The organism is Enterobacter sp. MGH 16 (assembly GCF_000493175.1).
Classification (GTDB): Bacteria; Pseudomonadota; Gammaproteobacteria; order Enterobacterales; family Enterobacteriaceae; genus Enterobacter; species Enterobacter roggenkampii.
In genome coordinates this window covers 3,015,663-3,028,865 of record NZ_KI535695.1, presented here as the reverse complement: position 1 = coordinate 3,028,865, position 13,203 = coordinate 3,015,663, and the positions used below count along the sequence as shown (strand labels likewise).

Here is a 13,203-nt window from a genome sequence, read left to right as displayed (position 1 = left end):
GTGCGTGGCTCTTTAGTGGACATCTGCGCAAATTCAGAGCATGAACATGACCCTGAGAAAACTGTTTGGACAACGAGTAAAAGAGTTGCGCATTGCCACCGGAATGAGTCAGGAAGCCTTTGCCGATCGGTGTGGGTTTGCTCGTAGCTATATGAGCCGCATTGAACGCGGCGGTTCTAATGCGTCTTTGGATGCGATTGAGGTGCTGGCTAATGCTCTCAGTGTTGAGCCGTGGCAGTTGTTAGCGTCTGACTCATCTGAAGATAATGATCCTGAACTGTTGGTTCCATACGCAGCCGATGGTTCCTGTTTTCACCCCGGTTTGGCGAGCACCCGTGATGGTTCGTTTGGCGTAGGTGATAAAGCGGCTCAGAAGCGTTTTGGCACGTTTTCTGAAGCTCTTGAGTATCTCCGTAGCATGGAGACAGCAAAATGGCGTAGGCCCAATGCCAGTGGCAACTGGGGTATTGTTTCGGCAGTGCGGTGGGGCAAACTGAGAAAGTGAAGTAAGTGTAAGTTTATAAATTCTGGATGCTGTATTAATGAACAGTCTTCTTTGGTAAAAGATGAGACACCTATGAATCAGTCTTACTCTTCTATAAGAGTCGACAAAACATCAAAATCCAGGTGCGTTACGTAGGCGTTACAGTGGCATTTCACTTCGGCAATGGAGAGTGTTTTTGAAAAATAATCATTTAACATCATATGATTGGCTAAATGCGCTGAATAATCTTGAATTGCTGTCACTTCATTCCGAAATTTTAACGCAGTTGCGTTCTAGAGGTGTCATTCGCACCAAGAATAATCCTGTTGGTGACTATGCTGAATGGCTGGTTTCTAATGCACTGGGTATGACTCTTCTCAGTAATTCGTCGGCGGGTGCTGATGCCATTGATGCTGATGGCAAGAAAGTGCAGATCAAAGCGAGGAGAGTCACGCCGGATAATCCTTCCCGGCAACTCAGTGCATTGCGTAACTATGAAGCTGCCGATTTTGATTATTTGATAGCCGTTATTTTCGATGAAACTTACAACATTCTTGATGCCTACAAAATCCCACATGAAGTAATACGAGATTACGCTCGGCATAGTGACCACGTTAACGCACATATCGTTAACCTCAAGGGCGCGATTCTTACTGATCCCCGAGTTAGTTCCATCAAAGAAGAATTGATTGTCAGGAGTTCGGCTTCAGTCAATGAAGCGGCTATGCAAACCCTTCCACCCGAACCTATGGAAGAGTTATCGAATCAACCAGATAAGATAACGAGTAGTGTTACCCTGGTCACCCTCCTTAAGGCTATCGGGATGGAGTGCTTCGTAAACTACTACCATCATTTTGCCGATTCAAATTTATCAAGCGCTTATATCATTGAGCAAATGCACTCACGTGAGGGTTATACAGAGAAAAGTTGCCGGAGCCGTCTCAGTAAAGCGCGAAAAGTGATCAGGGATGGTTTAAGTATTGAGGCTTTGGTATTGATCGCTGACTCTGAGCGAATACAAGATTCTGTCAGAAGTGACGCGCTAAAACTTATCAGCGTTCTGGAGTGAAGCGGTTTGTAAATCGTTGTAGTTCCTCCTACAAAACCCTCCTACAATGCACAAAGTTTTTGTTAATAAATCCATGGGATTACGAGATCTTTGGAGCGGGGGTGTTTTCCCTTCGCCCGCTCCAGAATTTCCACTTGTAAACAAGTCTTTGAAGCCTTCTCTAATAGGAACTTAAATAGTTACCTATTTTTTGTTGCCTATGGGTTCTACCATTTTGATCCGCCCTTGGTAACTGTCACGCTAAGTTACATGGTGAGATGACAGTATAACTCAGCGTTGGCGGCAGTAGCATCCTCACACCGCGATAGCAAAACGTGAAGATAAAGCCCATCCAGGCATCGTTATGCCATCAACAGATTGATCACGCATTAAAGCCCGATGTGCGGCCTTATGAGGCACGTAAACAGGTGTATAGTGGTAAACGTACCTGCACACGATATGCAGGCTCTGCCAGCGCTTCGCTCACGCTCCTGACGGTACACGAGCACCCTGATAAGGTGTGATCCCTCTGACAATCTGATGAAGTCGCTACGCTCCGCTTGTTGCTGCATCATCAACGGGGCTTTATGTCTTCTATTGTCCTAAATCTGTTAGTTGCGCGTTTTATGCTCCCTGGATACCCTGATATAAATCATACAAGGAGGACAGTTTATGAGCGCACAGGCAGAGGAAGGAAAATTACGCCGGATGACATTAGGCGAGATTGCAATGGCTCGTAGGGTGTTCGGTGATTCGATAGTTTATAGCCGTGTCTGGATTCATTGCGACAGTTATTTACCATTCGGACTACAAAAACAAAACTACGCGATGACTCCAAACGGAGAGTTATGGTACAGAAAGTCGATGTACAGAGAAGACTTTTCCGCAAACTCGGTTTTCATCGAAGATAAATATGTTTTCATCCATGAGCTGGGGCATGTCTGGCAACACCAACACGGGCAATGGGTGAGAATGCGGGGAGCTTTTAGCTGGGCTGCTGAATATACCTACAGGCTGGATAAAGAAAAACTCACTGATTACTCTCTTGAACAGCAAGCCTCTATTTTAGCTGATTACTGGTTACTGCTGGTTTATGGGGTCAGTCAGTGGTCTTACTATCAGAGACCAGGGCGCATGGGGATGTACAGGGGCGTAGATTTGTTGCAGGATGTCCCTTCGCTTTACCAGAAAATCTTAACAGGGAAGGGGCGTTAAACATGAAGAACAAAATGTTGCTGGGTGTTGTATTCATCTTAACGGGATGCCCTGGGCCGGGTGATCGAATGGTAGATCGTGAATCTACAACGGCATTAATCAAAGATAATCAAGTTTGTGTGGTGTCACCACTGGAGCCACAGGAACGGATCACTGCTATCCAAATCAACAGTGATAATAGCGACTCTCTTCACAAGATTTTTGATGACAAGCCCGTGTATGTTCAAAAGGGCGGGTGTCTTCCTGTGTTCGGATTTAAATTTGCACCTGGAGAGCGGTATAACTTCGCGTATGACGTCCAATCAGGTAAATCAGAATCGCATTTAGTCACTGCTGAATTTTCTTATCCCAAAGAATAAGGGGGCAAACCGCCCCTGAATCACCACGGGTTTAACAGAGACCTCAAAGTCATTTATAGATTTACTCCGCCCCGGCAGACGATTCTGCCCTATCTAAAAAATGAGGATCTTTGGTACGCTGTTCCTGTTTTCTAACGTATAAAGGCCGCATCCCGCAGCCTTTTCCTCTTAAATTCACCCTTTCGGGAACACCCAAACATGCTTCTCCGGCAGCGAAAGATGGCAGTGCTGCGGATCCCGAACCTCATGCCCATACGCACGAATGACAAAATCATCCCCCACCGTGCGGAACAGGTATTCCCAGCGGTCGCCGAGATACATGCTGGTAAGCAGCGGCAGCTCAAGCTGATTTTCCCCTGGCCCCTCGACTACCGCCACGCGCTCGACGCGGATCACCGCCGTGGCTTCATCACCGCTCTGCACCCCTTCACCGGCCTGACCCCACAGCACCCAGCCTTTGCCTTCGATACGCGCTCTGCCTTCGCGCACTTCGGTGACCTTGCCGTGCAGGCGGTTGTTGCTGCCCATAAACTCGGCGGTAAACAGCGTTTTCGGCGAGCCGTACATCTCCTGCGGCGTGCCCTGTTGCTCAATTTTGCCGTTGTTGAGCAGCAGGATGCGGTCGGATATGGACATCGCTTCGTTCTGGTCGTGCGTCACCATCAGTGCCGATAGCCCGAGCTTGATAATCAGCTCGCGCAGGAACACGCGGGCCTCTTCGCGCAGCTTGGCGTCGAGGTTAGAGAGCGGTTCGTCCAGCAAAATCACCGGCGGGTTGTACACCAGCGCCCGGCCGATCGCCACGCGCTGCTGCTGTCCACCGGAGAGCTGGTGCGGGTGACGTTTGCCAAGATGGCCCAGACCCAGCTGGTCCAGCACGTCCTGCACGCGCTGCTGGGTCTCTTTGGCCGGGACTTTGCGCAGCTTGAGCGGATAGGCCACGTTCTCAAACACGGTTTTGTGCGGCCACAGGGCATAGGACTGGAATACCAGCCCCAGGTTACGCTCTTCCGCCGGGACCTCGCTGCGCGGCGTGCCGTCGTAAACCTTATTGTTGCCAATCACAATCGAGCCCTGAGTCGGCTTTTCCAGACCCGCGACGGCACGCAGCAGGGTGGTTTTGCCGCTGCCGGAGGGGCCTAACAGGGAGACCACTTCGCCGCGCTTCAGGTTCATGGAGACACCTTTTAAAACAGGATTGTCGCCGTAGGTTAAGTGCAGATCGTCAACCGCTAATTCAATCATGTATTTTCACTCCGAAACGAAGGGCAATGCCCAGACCTACCACGACTAGCAGGATGTTAATGAAAGAGAGCGCCGCCACGATATCAATGGCGCCTGCGGCCCAGAGGGAAACCAGCATCGAGCCGATGGTCTCCGTGCCGGGTGAAAGCAGGTACACACCCGTTGAGTATTCGCGTTCAAAGATCAGGAACATTAGCAGCCACGAACCGATCAGGCCGTAGCGGGAGAGCGGGATGGTGACGTGGCGGGTGATCTGCCCGCGCGTCGCCCCGGTGCTGCGCGCCGCCTCTTCAAGCTCCGGCCCTACCTGCAGCAGCGTGGAAGAGATAAGCCTCAGCCCGTAAGCCATCCACACCACGGTATAGGCCAGCCAGACGCTGAAAATGGTGCTGCGCAGCGAGCGTAGCCAGACGATGACGTTTTCACGCATCCAGTCGGTCCAGGCAAACCCGGAAAGCCAGCCGGATTTCAGCGAGTTATCCAGCCACATCGGCAGGAACAGGAACACCCACAGGAAGGCCAGACCCGCCAGCAGGCCAGGCACGGCGCGCGGCACCAGCACGCTGTAGTCCAGGAAACGCGTGGTGTTATCCGGCTTGCGGTGCATGGCAATGCCGACAAACAGGTAGCACACCACGGCCAGCGCGCCGCCAATGACGCCAATCGCCATGGAGTTAACGATGGCGCGCAGCAGGTTGGGCTGCGCCCAGATGGTGCGGAAGGTGTTCAGAGAAAGCTCGTCCCACAGCGAAACGCCCACGCCCCAGTTGGAGATAAACGCGCGCAGCACCACGCCGAGCAATGGAACGCCAATGGTGACGGTGAGCCAGAAGGCAATCACCGCGCCAGCCACCCAGCGCCATTTACCCAGCGGCAGCGCGCGGGCCTGCGAGGCCTTGCCCTTCATGGTGACGAAACGGTTGGCGGTGCGCATCAGGCGACGCTGGAGCATCACCAGCGGGATGGTGATGCAGATCAGCACCACGGCAACCGCCGCCATCAGGTTATAGGATGGGGTACCCATCTTGTTCGTCAGCTTATAGAGATAGGTCGCCAGCACCATGTTGCCTTCCGGGTCGCCGAGGACCAGCATCAGGCCGAACACTTCCAGCCCGAGGAAGAACAGCAGCACGGTGGCGTACAGAATAGACGGGCGCACCATCGGCAGGCTGACGGAGGTCATCACCTGCCAGGGCGACGCGCCCGCGGTGCGCGCGGCTTCTTCCACGTCGGAGCCCACGCTGCGCAGCGCTGACGAGATATACAGATAGGCGTGCGGGACGTGCGTCAGGCCGGCAATGACCACAATGCTCGACATGTCGTAGATGTTCCAAGGCACAAAGCCAATCAGCGCCTCAGCCCACTGGGAGAGAAAGCCCACCGGACCGGCGGCCACCACGTAGCCGAAGCCCAGCACCATCGGTGAAACGAAAATCGGGACCAGGATCAGCGGCTCAATCAGCCGGCGACCGGGCAGGTCGGTACGCACCATCAGAAACGCCAGCACGCCGCCCAGCGGGATAGAGATAAAGACCAGCCCGAAAGCCAGAATAAAACCGCTTTTCAGGGCCTTATAAAAATCGGGGTCGGTGAAAATAAAATCAAATGATTCAAAGCTCCACTCTTTTGACGGCGAAAAGAACGGCGCGGACAGGAAGCTCTGGATCACGATAAACGACAGCGGCGTGTAGATAACCAGGGCGGTTATCAGCACGACGATGCCTCGCGGCAGGCTTTGCCACTTTCTGCGTAATGTATTCATGGGGTATCCCTGGTGTTGCAGCCCAGAAAAACGAACTCAGTCGATAAGGGAGCGCGGCGGCCAGCGCCGCGCTCAGACGCTTATTTACCGGCGGCGGTACGCCACTCTTTGATGTACTCCAGGCGTTTTTTCGGCTGCAGGTATTCCAGCAGCGTTTCATCAACCGGGATCGGCTTCAGCGCGTTGCCGAGGATTTTGGTCAGGCCGTCGATATCATTTTTCCCTTCGATATCGTTACGAATGGAGGGAATGTCCGCCTGGTTGGCCAGAATGCTTTGCCCTTGTTCAGAGAGCACGTAGTCCAGCCACAGCTTCGCGGCATTGCTGTTTTGCGATTGCTGGCTGATGAACGACACGCGCGACAGCACCAGGGTGTAATCCTTCGGATAGGAGATGCCGAGTGACGGATCGTTCTTCGCACGCGCTTCCGCGTAGGAACCGAGGATGTTGAAGCCGATCAGGTTTTCACCGGAGGAGACGCGCTCCATCATGGTGCCGGTAGACGACTGCACCGACAGGCCTCCTTTGGCGACGTCGGCCAGGGTCTTAAAGTAGTTCGGATCGGCGTTGTGATCCTGCACCGAGAGCATAAAGCCCAGACCCGATTTTTCGATGTCGTAGGTGGTGACTTTGTTCTTGAATTTGTCCGTCTGGCTGGCAATCAGCTTCGCCAGCGCGGCGTGAGAATCCGGCACGTCACCGGCCGGGATCAGGCGCTTGTTGTAGATAAAGACCACCGGCTCATAGGTGGTGCCGTAGGCCTTATCTTTCCAGACCGCCCATTTCGGCAGCTGGCTTTGCTCCGGAGATTTGTACTCCATGGCGTAGTCGGTGGCGAGCTTCAGGCCCGTGTCCATCGAGGAGCTCCAGACCACGTCGCCGCTCACGCCGCCGGAAGCCTGTTCGCTGATGAAACGGTTGTACAGCTCGGTGCTGTTCATGTCGTTGTATTCGACTTTAATACCCGGGTAGGTTTTTTCGAAGCCCTGGATCAGCGGCCCGGCAGCTTTGATGTCGGTAGTGGAATAGATGACAACCTTGCCCTCTTTCGTGGCGGCATCAACCACTTTTTGATACTCAGCAGGATAACCCTGCGGCAGGGCAGACAGTGCAGAAGCAGAGAACAGTACGGTAGCGGTAAGCAGAGAAATTCGGAACGTGTTCGACATTATAGTTAACCTTTTAGTTACATTTGAGGAACTAATTGTCAACATAGCGTAAAGCGCGCCTCCGACAATAGGGAGGCGAGGGCAATGATTCCGAAGTGTGATTGTCGCCGTCGTTTCAGCAATTAACACCATAAAATCCGCGAACGTTAGCCAACGAACGGTTGCGGATTACGGTTTATCGGGGGCTTTGCGGTATAACCGGCGAGGATGACCAATATTGCCGTACAGCATTTCAACGCTGATTAACCCGCTCTCCACGCAGTATTCGAGGTAGCGACGCCCCGTGGTTTTGCTGATCCCCACGTTTTCCACCACCTCTTCAACCGACATCGCGCTGTCGGGATGCTCGGCGAACAGGCGTTTTATCCGCTCCAGCGTCTGGGGTTCAATGCCCTTTGTGGACGGCGTTACGGAGGCTTCCGCGGCAGGCAGATGAAACAGGCGATCCAGCGCATGCTGGTCGACCACCTTCACCTGCTGTACGGTGTGGATGAAGCGCATAAAACGCTCCAGCGAGGCGTGCAGGCGCTGGAAAAAGACGGGCTTGATGAGGTAGTCAAACGCGCCGCTGCGCATGGCGTGGCTGCAGGTTTGCATATCGCTGGCGGCGGTGATGAAGATCACCGAGCATTCGTAGCTTTTCAGCAGCGGGTTATCGATGAGCTCCACGCCTTTACCGTCCGGGAGATAGTTGTCCAGCAGGATAAGCCGCGGCTGATGCTGACGAATCAGGCGGCATGCCTGCTCAATCGACGCGGCGATGCCCACCACGCGCAAATGAAAATTCTGCTCGATATACTCGCGATGCAGCTCCGCCAGGTGCGGCTCATCTTCAACGATCACAACATCAAGTGCTCGGGTCATGCTTTTGCCCATTCGGAATAAACACAGAAAAAATAGTCCCTTGTGGCGTGTTGTCGGCAATCTCAATGCTGCCGCCAGCCTTGTCGATATATCCTGCCACCAGATACAGGCCAATACCGTGCTCGGTACCCACAATGTCGTTTTCACGTTCCGGCTTGCTGCTGAATCCCTGGCGGAAAATATGCGGCTTCATCGCATCCTCCACCCCGCAGCCCCGGTCGGCCACCTCGATCAGCAGCTCCTGGTTTCGGTCAGAAATGTAGAGTTCCACCGGCGCGGGGACCGGAGCCTTAAGGGTCGCGTCCACCGCGTTATCCAGCAGGTTACCAATAATGGACATCAGCTCCGTTTCGTTGAGCGTGGCGGGCATGCGGGTGAGCTGGCAGGCGGGATCAAACAGCAGTTCGATCCCTTTTTCGCGCGCGCTGACGTATTTTCCGAGCAGCAGCCCGCACAGCGCGGGAGAGGAAAAACGGGCGGAGACAAAGTCCAGCACGCGCTGCGCGCCTTCGGACTGCACCTGAATGTAGCGAATCGCCTCGTCATAGTGTTTCATCTGCAGCAAGCCCACCAGCGTGGCGGTCCAGTTCAGCTGCTCGTGGCGCATAATGCGCAGGTTATCCGCATAGCGCTTGATCTGACTGAGCTGGCTGCTGAGGGTGTTGATGTCATTTTTGTCGCGAAAGCTGTAGACCCAGCCGCTTTCAACGCCGGGTTCGACCTCAATCGCGACGCGGTTGACGATCACCTCCCGCTGGTTCAGCACCGCAATCTGGTCGTGGCTACCGCTGCTCACCGAGGCGTAGCGCTGGGATAAAAAGCCCGGCGACGTCTGCAGAACGTCTTCCAGCGGTTTGCCGATAAGCGCTTTCTCACTTTGCCGGATATCCAGCATCTCTCGTGCGGCGCGGTTAATTAAAATCAGCTGCTTCTCATCATTGACGGCAAATACCCCTTCATACATGGCTTCTAATAGCGCGCGCTGCTGCAAAACCAGCTGAGCGATATCTTTCGGCTCCAGTCGGAACATCTGTTTTTTGAGATTGCGGGTAAACAGCCAGGAGAACATAAACAGCAGCAGCAGAAGCCCCGCGCCGTACAGCCCGGACTGCCAGAGTATGCGGGCATTAATATTGGCAATATAGGAGGTCAGATAGCCGACCGAGACAATACCAATCACCTGGTGCTGCGCGTTAAAGATCGGCGCTTTGCTGCGCAGTGAAACCCCAATCCCGCCCTGGCGCACGGAAATAATGGTTTTGCCCTGTAATACTTCCGCATTATCCCCGCCGATCATCGGTAAATTTATGCGTTCCGGGGATTCCGAATGATAGAGGTGCTGTTCCTCGGTATCGCCAATCACAATGTAGCTGGCATCGCTTTGGGCGCGCAGCGGCTGAATTAACCGGGCTATCCCCGGAATATCTCTGGCCGCGACCATGGCCGCCAGACCCGGCATCAGCGCGATCTGGCTGGCCTGCACCCGGGCGCGCTGGCCGAGATCGTGATGGAGCTGCCGGTCAATAAAATGAAACAGGATCGTTCCCAGCAGAACTAACAGCAGGCAGGAGAAGCACACCAGCGCTAAAAACAGCTTTACCTGAAATGAGAGTCTGCGTTTCATTCAACCTGCGGATGTTATGTAAAAGTGACATTTGCCGAGCCTGACATGGGCAAATAGCGGACGCAATCTGGCAAGAAAAGAGTTGTGACCTGGCTTTTCGTTTTCGGCGTTATAGCCATCAGGATCCCGTAAGGCTATGCTTCATTCAGCACGATAATAATTACAGAGGCAATGTCATGGATAAAGAGCTACTGGATGCGGGTTACCGGGCCTATACCGGCGAGAAAATTGACGTCTACTTCAACACCGGGATCTGCAAACACTCCGGTAACTGCGTGCGTGGGAGCGCAAAGCTGTTTAATCTGAAACGTAAACCGTGGATTATTCCCGATGAAGTGGACGTTGAAACGGTTGTCCGCGTGATTGATACCTGCCCGAGCGGTGCGCTGAAGTATCGCCAAAAATAAGCGAGGAACCATGGATATTCTGGAAGGCCATAACAAGTTTTACGTGAATGATGCGAACGGCAACCAGGTGGCGGAGATTGTCTTCGTGCCAACCGGCGAGCACCTGAGCATTATCGAGCACACCGATGTGGATGAGAGCCTGAAAGGGCAGGGCGTCGGTAAACAGCTGGTGGCGAAAGTGGTGGAGAAGATGCGCGGTGAGAATCGCAAAATTATCCCGCTGTGCCCGTTCGCGAAACATGAATTTGATAAAACGCGGGAATATGACGATATTCGGGCGTAAATAACACCGGCGATGGCCGGTGTTTTTTCAGACTGCTGACAACGTGCGATTTGTGAGTTTCGCCCGGCGGCGCTACGCTTGCACGGGTCTACAATGAATTGTGCAATTAATTGATATCTTTGTGAAATGTAGGCCGGGTAAGCGCAGCGCCACCCGGCAAAAAAGACAGTTATCTCACCTGCTCAAACAGCAGTACCAGCGCTATCAGCACCATCAACCCTCCCGATGCCCTGCTCACCAGACGGGCCGCCTGTGGCCGGGTCGCCAGCACCGCTTTCGAACCATACCCCACCAGCAGATAGACCAGGGTACAGGTAATAAGGTGCATCATCCCAAGCGCGGACATCTGCATCGCTATCGACCAGCTTCCGGTTGGGTCTGTAAACTGCGGAAGCAGGGCCAGGAACAGCAAAAAAACCTTCGGGTTAAGGCCGCTAATGCAGAGTCCTTTCACCGCCCACTGCGTCCAGTTACCCGCATGCTGGGTGGCCTTCTCCGGTGCGGCCGGGTGACGCAATAACGTTATGCCAAGCCACAGGAGATACAGGGCTCCCGCCACGGTGAGCCCGGCTAACGCCAGCGGATGTTGAGCAATCAATACCCCCACGCCTGCCACCACAATCAATGTGGCTAGCAGATGCCCGGACATCAGCCCCATCACCGCCGGGACCACGCGGCGTCCATTAATTCCGGCGCTAATAGCGTAGGCCCAGTCGGCCCCCGGGGTCATGATGAGCAGAAACGAAACCACCCAAAAGCCGGCCACAATACTCATTTCCATCGTCCTGAAATACTCCCGCAGTGCGTTATACGTTGCGAAAAAGAATATCGCTAACACTGCGAAATAGGCTTTCAATGTTATGCTCATAACACGGTGAAAATGAGAAAATCTTCCACATGGATAGCATCGATAGAAAAATTCTTGCTGAGCTGCAGTCTGACGGCCGCCTGTCGCTTACCGAACTGGCTGAGCGGGTGAATCTGAGCCTCTCGCCGTGCCATCGTCGCGTGCGGGCGCTGGAGCAAAGCGGGGCCATAACGGGATACCGTGCCAGCCTCGACCCCGCCAAAATGGGGTTTAACTTCCTGGCGATAGTGTTCGCGACGCTGAAAGAGGGTGACCGCAAGGCGGTCAGCGCGTTTGAAGAGGCGGTGGAGGAGATCCCGCAGATTGTGCTGGCTCAGCGCCTGTTTGGCGATCCTGATTATCTGATGCACGTCGTGACCCGCGACCTTTCCGCTTTCCAGAAGCTCTACGACGAGAAGCTCTCCGCTATGCCCGGCGTGCAGCATCTTCGCTCAACGCTTGTCATGAAAACGGTGGTGCAGGACAGGCCTTTTCCGCTGTAAGCAGGAGGCCGGGGTTGAATGGCCTGCCCGGCAGCGCGCCGGGCAGGAAAGGGAATTAGCCGACAAACATCACCGACACGCACAGCACCCCGACGATCAGCGTCAGCAGGTTGCCAATGGAACGGTACGGTTTCAGGGAGGGGATCAGATACGTCGACAGCGTCGGCATGATAAACAGGATCATGGCGATAAGCGGGCCGCTGATGGCGTAAATCATCGAAATGGCGTTCGGGTTAATGCAGCAGACGGCAAAGGTGATTAACGACACCCCCATGATGGATATCGCGCGGTTAAAGGCGCGGCTCTTTTTCACGCCCACCTGGTTCAGCGACGACTTCACGATCTCCGTCGCCCCTTCAATCACCCCAAAATAGGTGCCGAGAAACGATTTCGACATCGCAATAATCGCCACGACAATCCCGGAAATGCCGAGCCACGCCGGTGAAGAGGGCATCATCGACAGCGCAGACAGGATTGTCACCCCTTCCTCTTTGGCGGCCACAATATACGACGGTGGAATAGAAAGCAGGCAGCTGAAGACAAAGAACAGCACGCTCAGGCAGATAATCAGGTATGCCACCTTCATGATTTTCTTGCATTTAGCCATGGCCTCGTCCCCGAACTTCTCGCGGCGGTCAACGGCAAACGTCGAGATAATCGGCGTGTGGCTGAACGCAAACACCATCACCGGAATCGAAATCCAGACCTGGTGCAGCGTATGGCGATCGACGGCCATCTGGCTGGTCAGCAGCGAGGGTTGCCAGCTGCCGATCAGGTAGAGCGAGACAAACAGGAAATAGGCGATCAGCGGAAACACCAGGAAGCCCATCACTTTTATCGTGATATGCCGTCCCATCAGGAAGATCAGATTCAGGACCAGCACCACGCCCAGGCTAACCAGCACGCGAACGGTGGTGTCTACCGTCAGGTGTTTTGCCAGCTGCTCGGTTAACGAGTTGGTGATGGCCACCGCATAAATCTGCACCACCACAAAGAAGGCGATGAAATAGAGCGTGGTGATCAGGTTGCCGATCTTCCTGCCGTAATAGTGCGAAACGGCGCCGGTGATCCCTTCGTTGCCTTTTGTTTTCGACGACAGGATAAATTGCGCCAGCGCTTTGTGCGGCCAGTAGGTTAAGGGGTAGGCCACGAGGGCGGTAATAAACAGGACGATTGCGCCTGCGGAGCCCAGCTGAATGGGCAGGAAGAGCGTTCCTGCGCCCACGGCCGTGCCGTAGAGAGCGAAACTCCAGAGAGTCTCATCTTTTGACCAAATTTTCGACATTAGAGCAACGTATCAACTATCAAACCATCAGAATGGCGTGCAATTTACCATAGTTATGCCTTAAGAGCGCAGTTGCTTCGAAGACGTCGGGCCGGAACGGGCGTCCGG

The 13,203-nt window shown here is 54.1% G+C and carries 14 protein-coding genes; 7 read left to right on the top strand and 7 right to left on the bottom strand.

Annotated features, from left to right (window positions below):
* The first annotated feature begins 46 nt into the window (after positions 1-46).
* The 4 genes from L362_RS08645 to L362_RS0123095 all read left to right on the top strand — a co-directional run bounded on the left by L362_RS08645 (position 47) and on the right by L362_RS0123095 (position 3,106).
* Positions 47-505: a helix-turn-helix domain-containing protein gene (locus L362_RS08645; RefSeq protein WP_023344848.1), complete on the top strand. Its 459-nt coding sequence runs from the start codon at positions 47-49 to the stop codon at positions 503-505.
* A 175-nt stretch (positions 506-680) separates the two neighbouring features.
* Positions 681-1,553 carry a DUF6998 domain-containing protein gene (locus L362_RS0123100; protein WP_025912430.1) on the top strand — a complete coding sequence of 291 codons (873 nt, stop codon included), beginning with the start codon at positions 681-683 and terminating at the stop codon, positions 1,551-1,553.
* A 651-nt stretch (positions 1,554-2,204) separates the two neighbouring features.
* Positions 2,205-2,747, top strand: coding sequence for a hypothetical protein (locus L362_RS08650; protein WP_023344846.1), 543 nt, complete (start codon positions 2,205-2,207; stop codon positions 2,745-2,747).
* 2 nt (positions 2,748-2,749) lie between these two features.
* Positions 2,750-3,106, top strand: a complete 357-nt coding sequence (locus L362_RS0123095; protein ID WP_025912428.1) for a putative T6SS immunity periplasmic lipoprotein — start codon at positions 2,750-2,752, stop codon at positions 3,104-3,106.
* 174 nt (positions 3,107-3,280) lie between these two features.
* Here L362_RS0123095 and L362_RS08655 read toward each other — a convergent pair whose 3' ends face one another.
* The 5 genes from L362_RS08655 to L362_RS08675 form a co-directional block, all read right to left on the bottom strand.
* On the bottom strand, positions 3,281-4,351 hold the full coding sequence (locus tag L362_RS08655) for an ABC transporter ATP-binding protein (protein WP_023344845.1): 1,071 nt from the start codon (positions 4,349-4,351) through the stop codon (positions 3,281-3,283).
* Positions 4,344-6,113 (bottom strand): ABC transporter permease, encoded by a 1,770-nt coding sequence (locus tag L362_RS08660; RefSeq protein WP_023294491.1) that lies wholly within the window; start codon positions 6,111-6,113, stop codon positions 4,344-4,346. Before L362_RS08660 ends, L362_RS08655 begins: the two co-directional genes overlap by 8 nt.
* Positions 6,114-6,193: 80 nt before the next feature.
* Positions 6,194-7,282: an ABC transporter substrate-binding protein gene (locus L362_RS08665; protein ID WP_023294490.1), complete on the bottom strand. Its 1,089-nt coding sequence runs from the start codon at positions 7,280-7,282 to the stop codon at positions 6,194-6,196.
* Between the two features lie 168 nt (positions 7,283-7,450).
* Positions 7,451-8,146, bottom strand: coding sequence for a response regulator (locus L362_RS08670; RefSeq protein ID WP_032638033.1), 696 nt, complete (start codon positions 8,144-8,146; stop codon positions 7,451-7,453).
* Positions 8,130-9,770, bottom strand: a complete 1,641-nt coding sequence (locus tag L362_RS08675; RefSeq protein ID WP_023344843.1) for an ATP-binding protein — start codon at positions 9,768-9,770, stop codon at positions 8,130-8,132. The genes L362_RS08670 and L362_RS08675 overlap by 17 nt, the downstream gene beginning before the upstream one ends.
* 176 nt (positions 9,771-9,946) lie before the next feature.
* Between L362_RS08675 and yjdI the strand changes: the two genes are divergently transcribed.
* On the top strand, positions 9,947-10,177 hold the full coding sequence (gene yjdI / locus L362_RS08680) for a 4Fe-4S mono-cluster protein YjdI (protein WP_008499689.1): 231 nt from the start codon (positions 9,947-9,949) through the stop codon (positions 10,175-10,177).
* 10 nt (positions 10,178-10,187) lie between these two features.
* Positions 10,188-10,460, top strand: coding sequence for a GNAT family N-acetyltransferase (locus L362_RS08685; RefSeq protein WP_008499687.1), 273 nt, complete (start codon positions 10,188-10,190; stop codon positions 10,458-10,460).
* A gap of 169 nt (positions 10,461-10,629) precedes the next feature.
* Here L362_RS08685 and L362_RS08690 read toward each other — a convergent pair whose 3' ends face one another.
* On the bottom strand, positions 10,630-11,241 hold the full coding sequence (locus L362_RS08690) for a LysE family translocator (protein WP_025912423.1): 612 nt from the start codon (positions 11,239-11,241) through the stop codon (positions 10,630-10,632).
* Positions 11,242-11,357: 116 nt separating this feature from the next.
* Between L362_RS08690 and L362_RS08695 the strand changes: the two genes are divergently transcribed.
* Positions 11,358-11,810: an Lrp/AsnC family transcriptional regulator gene (locus tag L362_RS08695; RefSeq protein ID WP_021242030.1), complete on the top strand. Its 453-nt coding sequence runs from the start codon at positions 11,358-11,360 to the stop codon at positions 11,808-11,810.
* A 55-nt stretch (positions 11,811-11,865) separates the two neighbouring features.
* Here L362_RS08695 and L362_RS08700 read toward each other — a convergent pair whose 3' ends face one another.
* Positions 11,866-13,095, bottom strand: a complete 1,230-nt coding sequence (locus L362_RS08700; RefSeq protein ID WP_021242029.1) for an amino acid permease — start codon at positions 13,093-13,095, stop codon at positions 11,866-11,868.
* Positions 13,096-13,203: the final 108 nt, after the last annotated feature.

Excerpts from the sequence above, each read along its gene's own strand:
- L362_RS08695 (WP_021242030.1), top strand. The coding sequence starts at position 11,358 with ATGGATAGCATCGATAGAAAAATTCTTGCTGAGCTGCAGTCTGACGGC.
- L362_RS08685 (WP_008499687.1), top strand. The coding sequence starts at position 10,188 with ATGGATATTCTGGAAGGCCATAACAAGTTTTACGTGAATGATGCGAAC.
- L362_RS08665 (WP_023294490.1), bottom strand. The coding sequence starts at position 7,282 with ATGTCGAACACGTTCCGAATTTCTCTGCTTACCGCTACCGTACTGTTC.
- yjdI (WP_008499689.1), top strand. The coding sequence starts at position 9,947 with ATGGATAAAGAGCTACTGGATGCGGGTTACCGGGCCTATACCGGCGAG.
- L362_RS0123095 (WP_025912428.1), top strand. The coding sequence starts at position 2,750 with ATGAAGAACAAAATGTTGCTGGGTGTTGTATTCATCTTAACGGGATGC.
- L362_RS08670 (WP_032638033.1), bottom strand. The coding sequence starts at position 8,146 with ATGACCCGAGCACTTGATGTTGTGATCGTTGAAGATGAGCCGCACCTG.
- L362_RS08645 (WP_023344848.1), top strand. The coding sequence starts at position 47 with ATGACCCTGAGAAAACTGTTTGGACAACGAGTAAAAGAGTTGCGCATT.
- L362_RS08690 (WP_025912423.1), bottom strand. The coding sequence starts at position 11,241 with ATGGAAATGAGTATTGTGGCCGGCTTTTGGGTGGTTTCGTTTCTGCTC.
- L362_RS08650 (WP_023344846.1), top strand. The coding sequence starts at position 2,205 with ATGAGCGCACAGGCAGAGGAAGGAAAATTACGCCGGATGACATTAGGC.
- L362_RS08655 (WP_023344845.1), bottom strand. The coding sequence starts at position 4,351 with ATGATTGAATTAGCGGTTGACGATCTGCACTTAACCTACGGCGACAAT.
- L362_RS08675 (WP_023344843.1), bottom strand. The coding sequence starts at position 9,770 with ATGAAACGCAGACTCTCATTTCAGGTAAAGCTGTTTTTAGCGCTGGTG.
- L362_RS08660 (WP_023294491.1), bottom strand. The coding sequence starts at position 6,113 with ATGAATACATTACGCAGAAAGTGGCAAAGCCTGCCGCGAGGCATCGTC.
- L362_RS08700 (WP_021242029.1), bottom strand. The coding sequence starts at position 13,095 with ATGTCGAAAATTTGGTCAAAAGATGAGACTCTCTGGAGTTTCGCTCTC.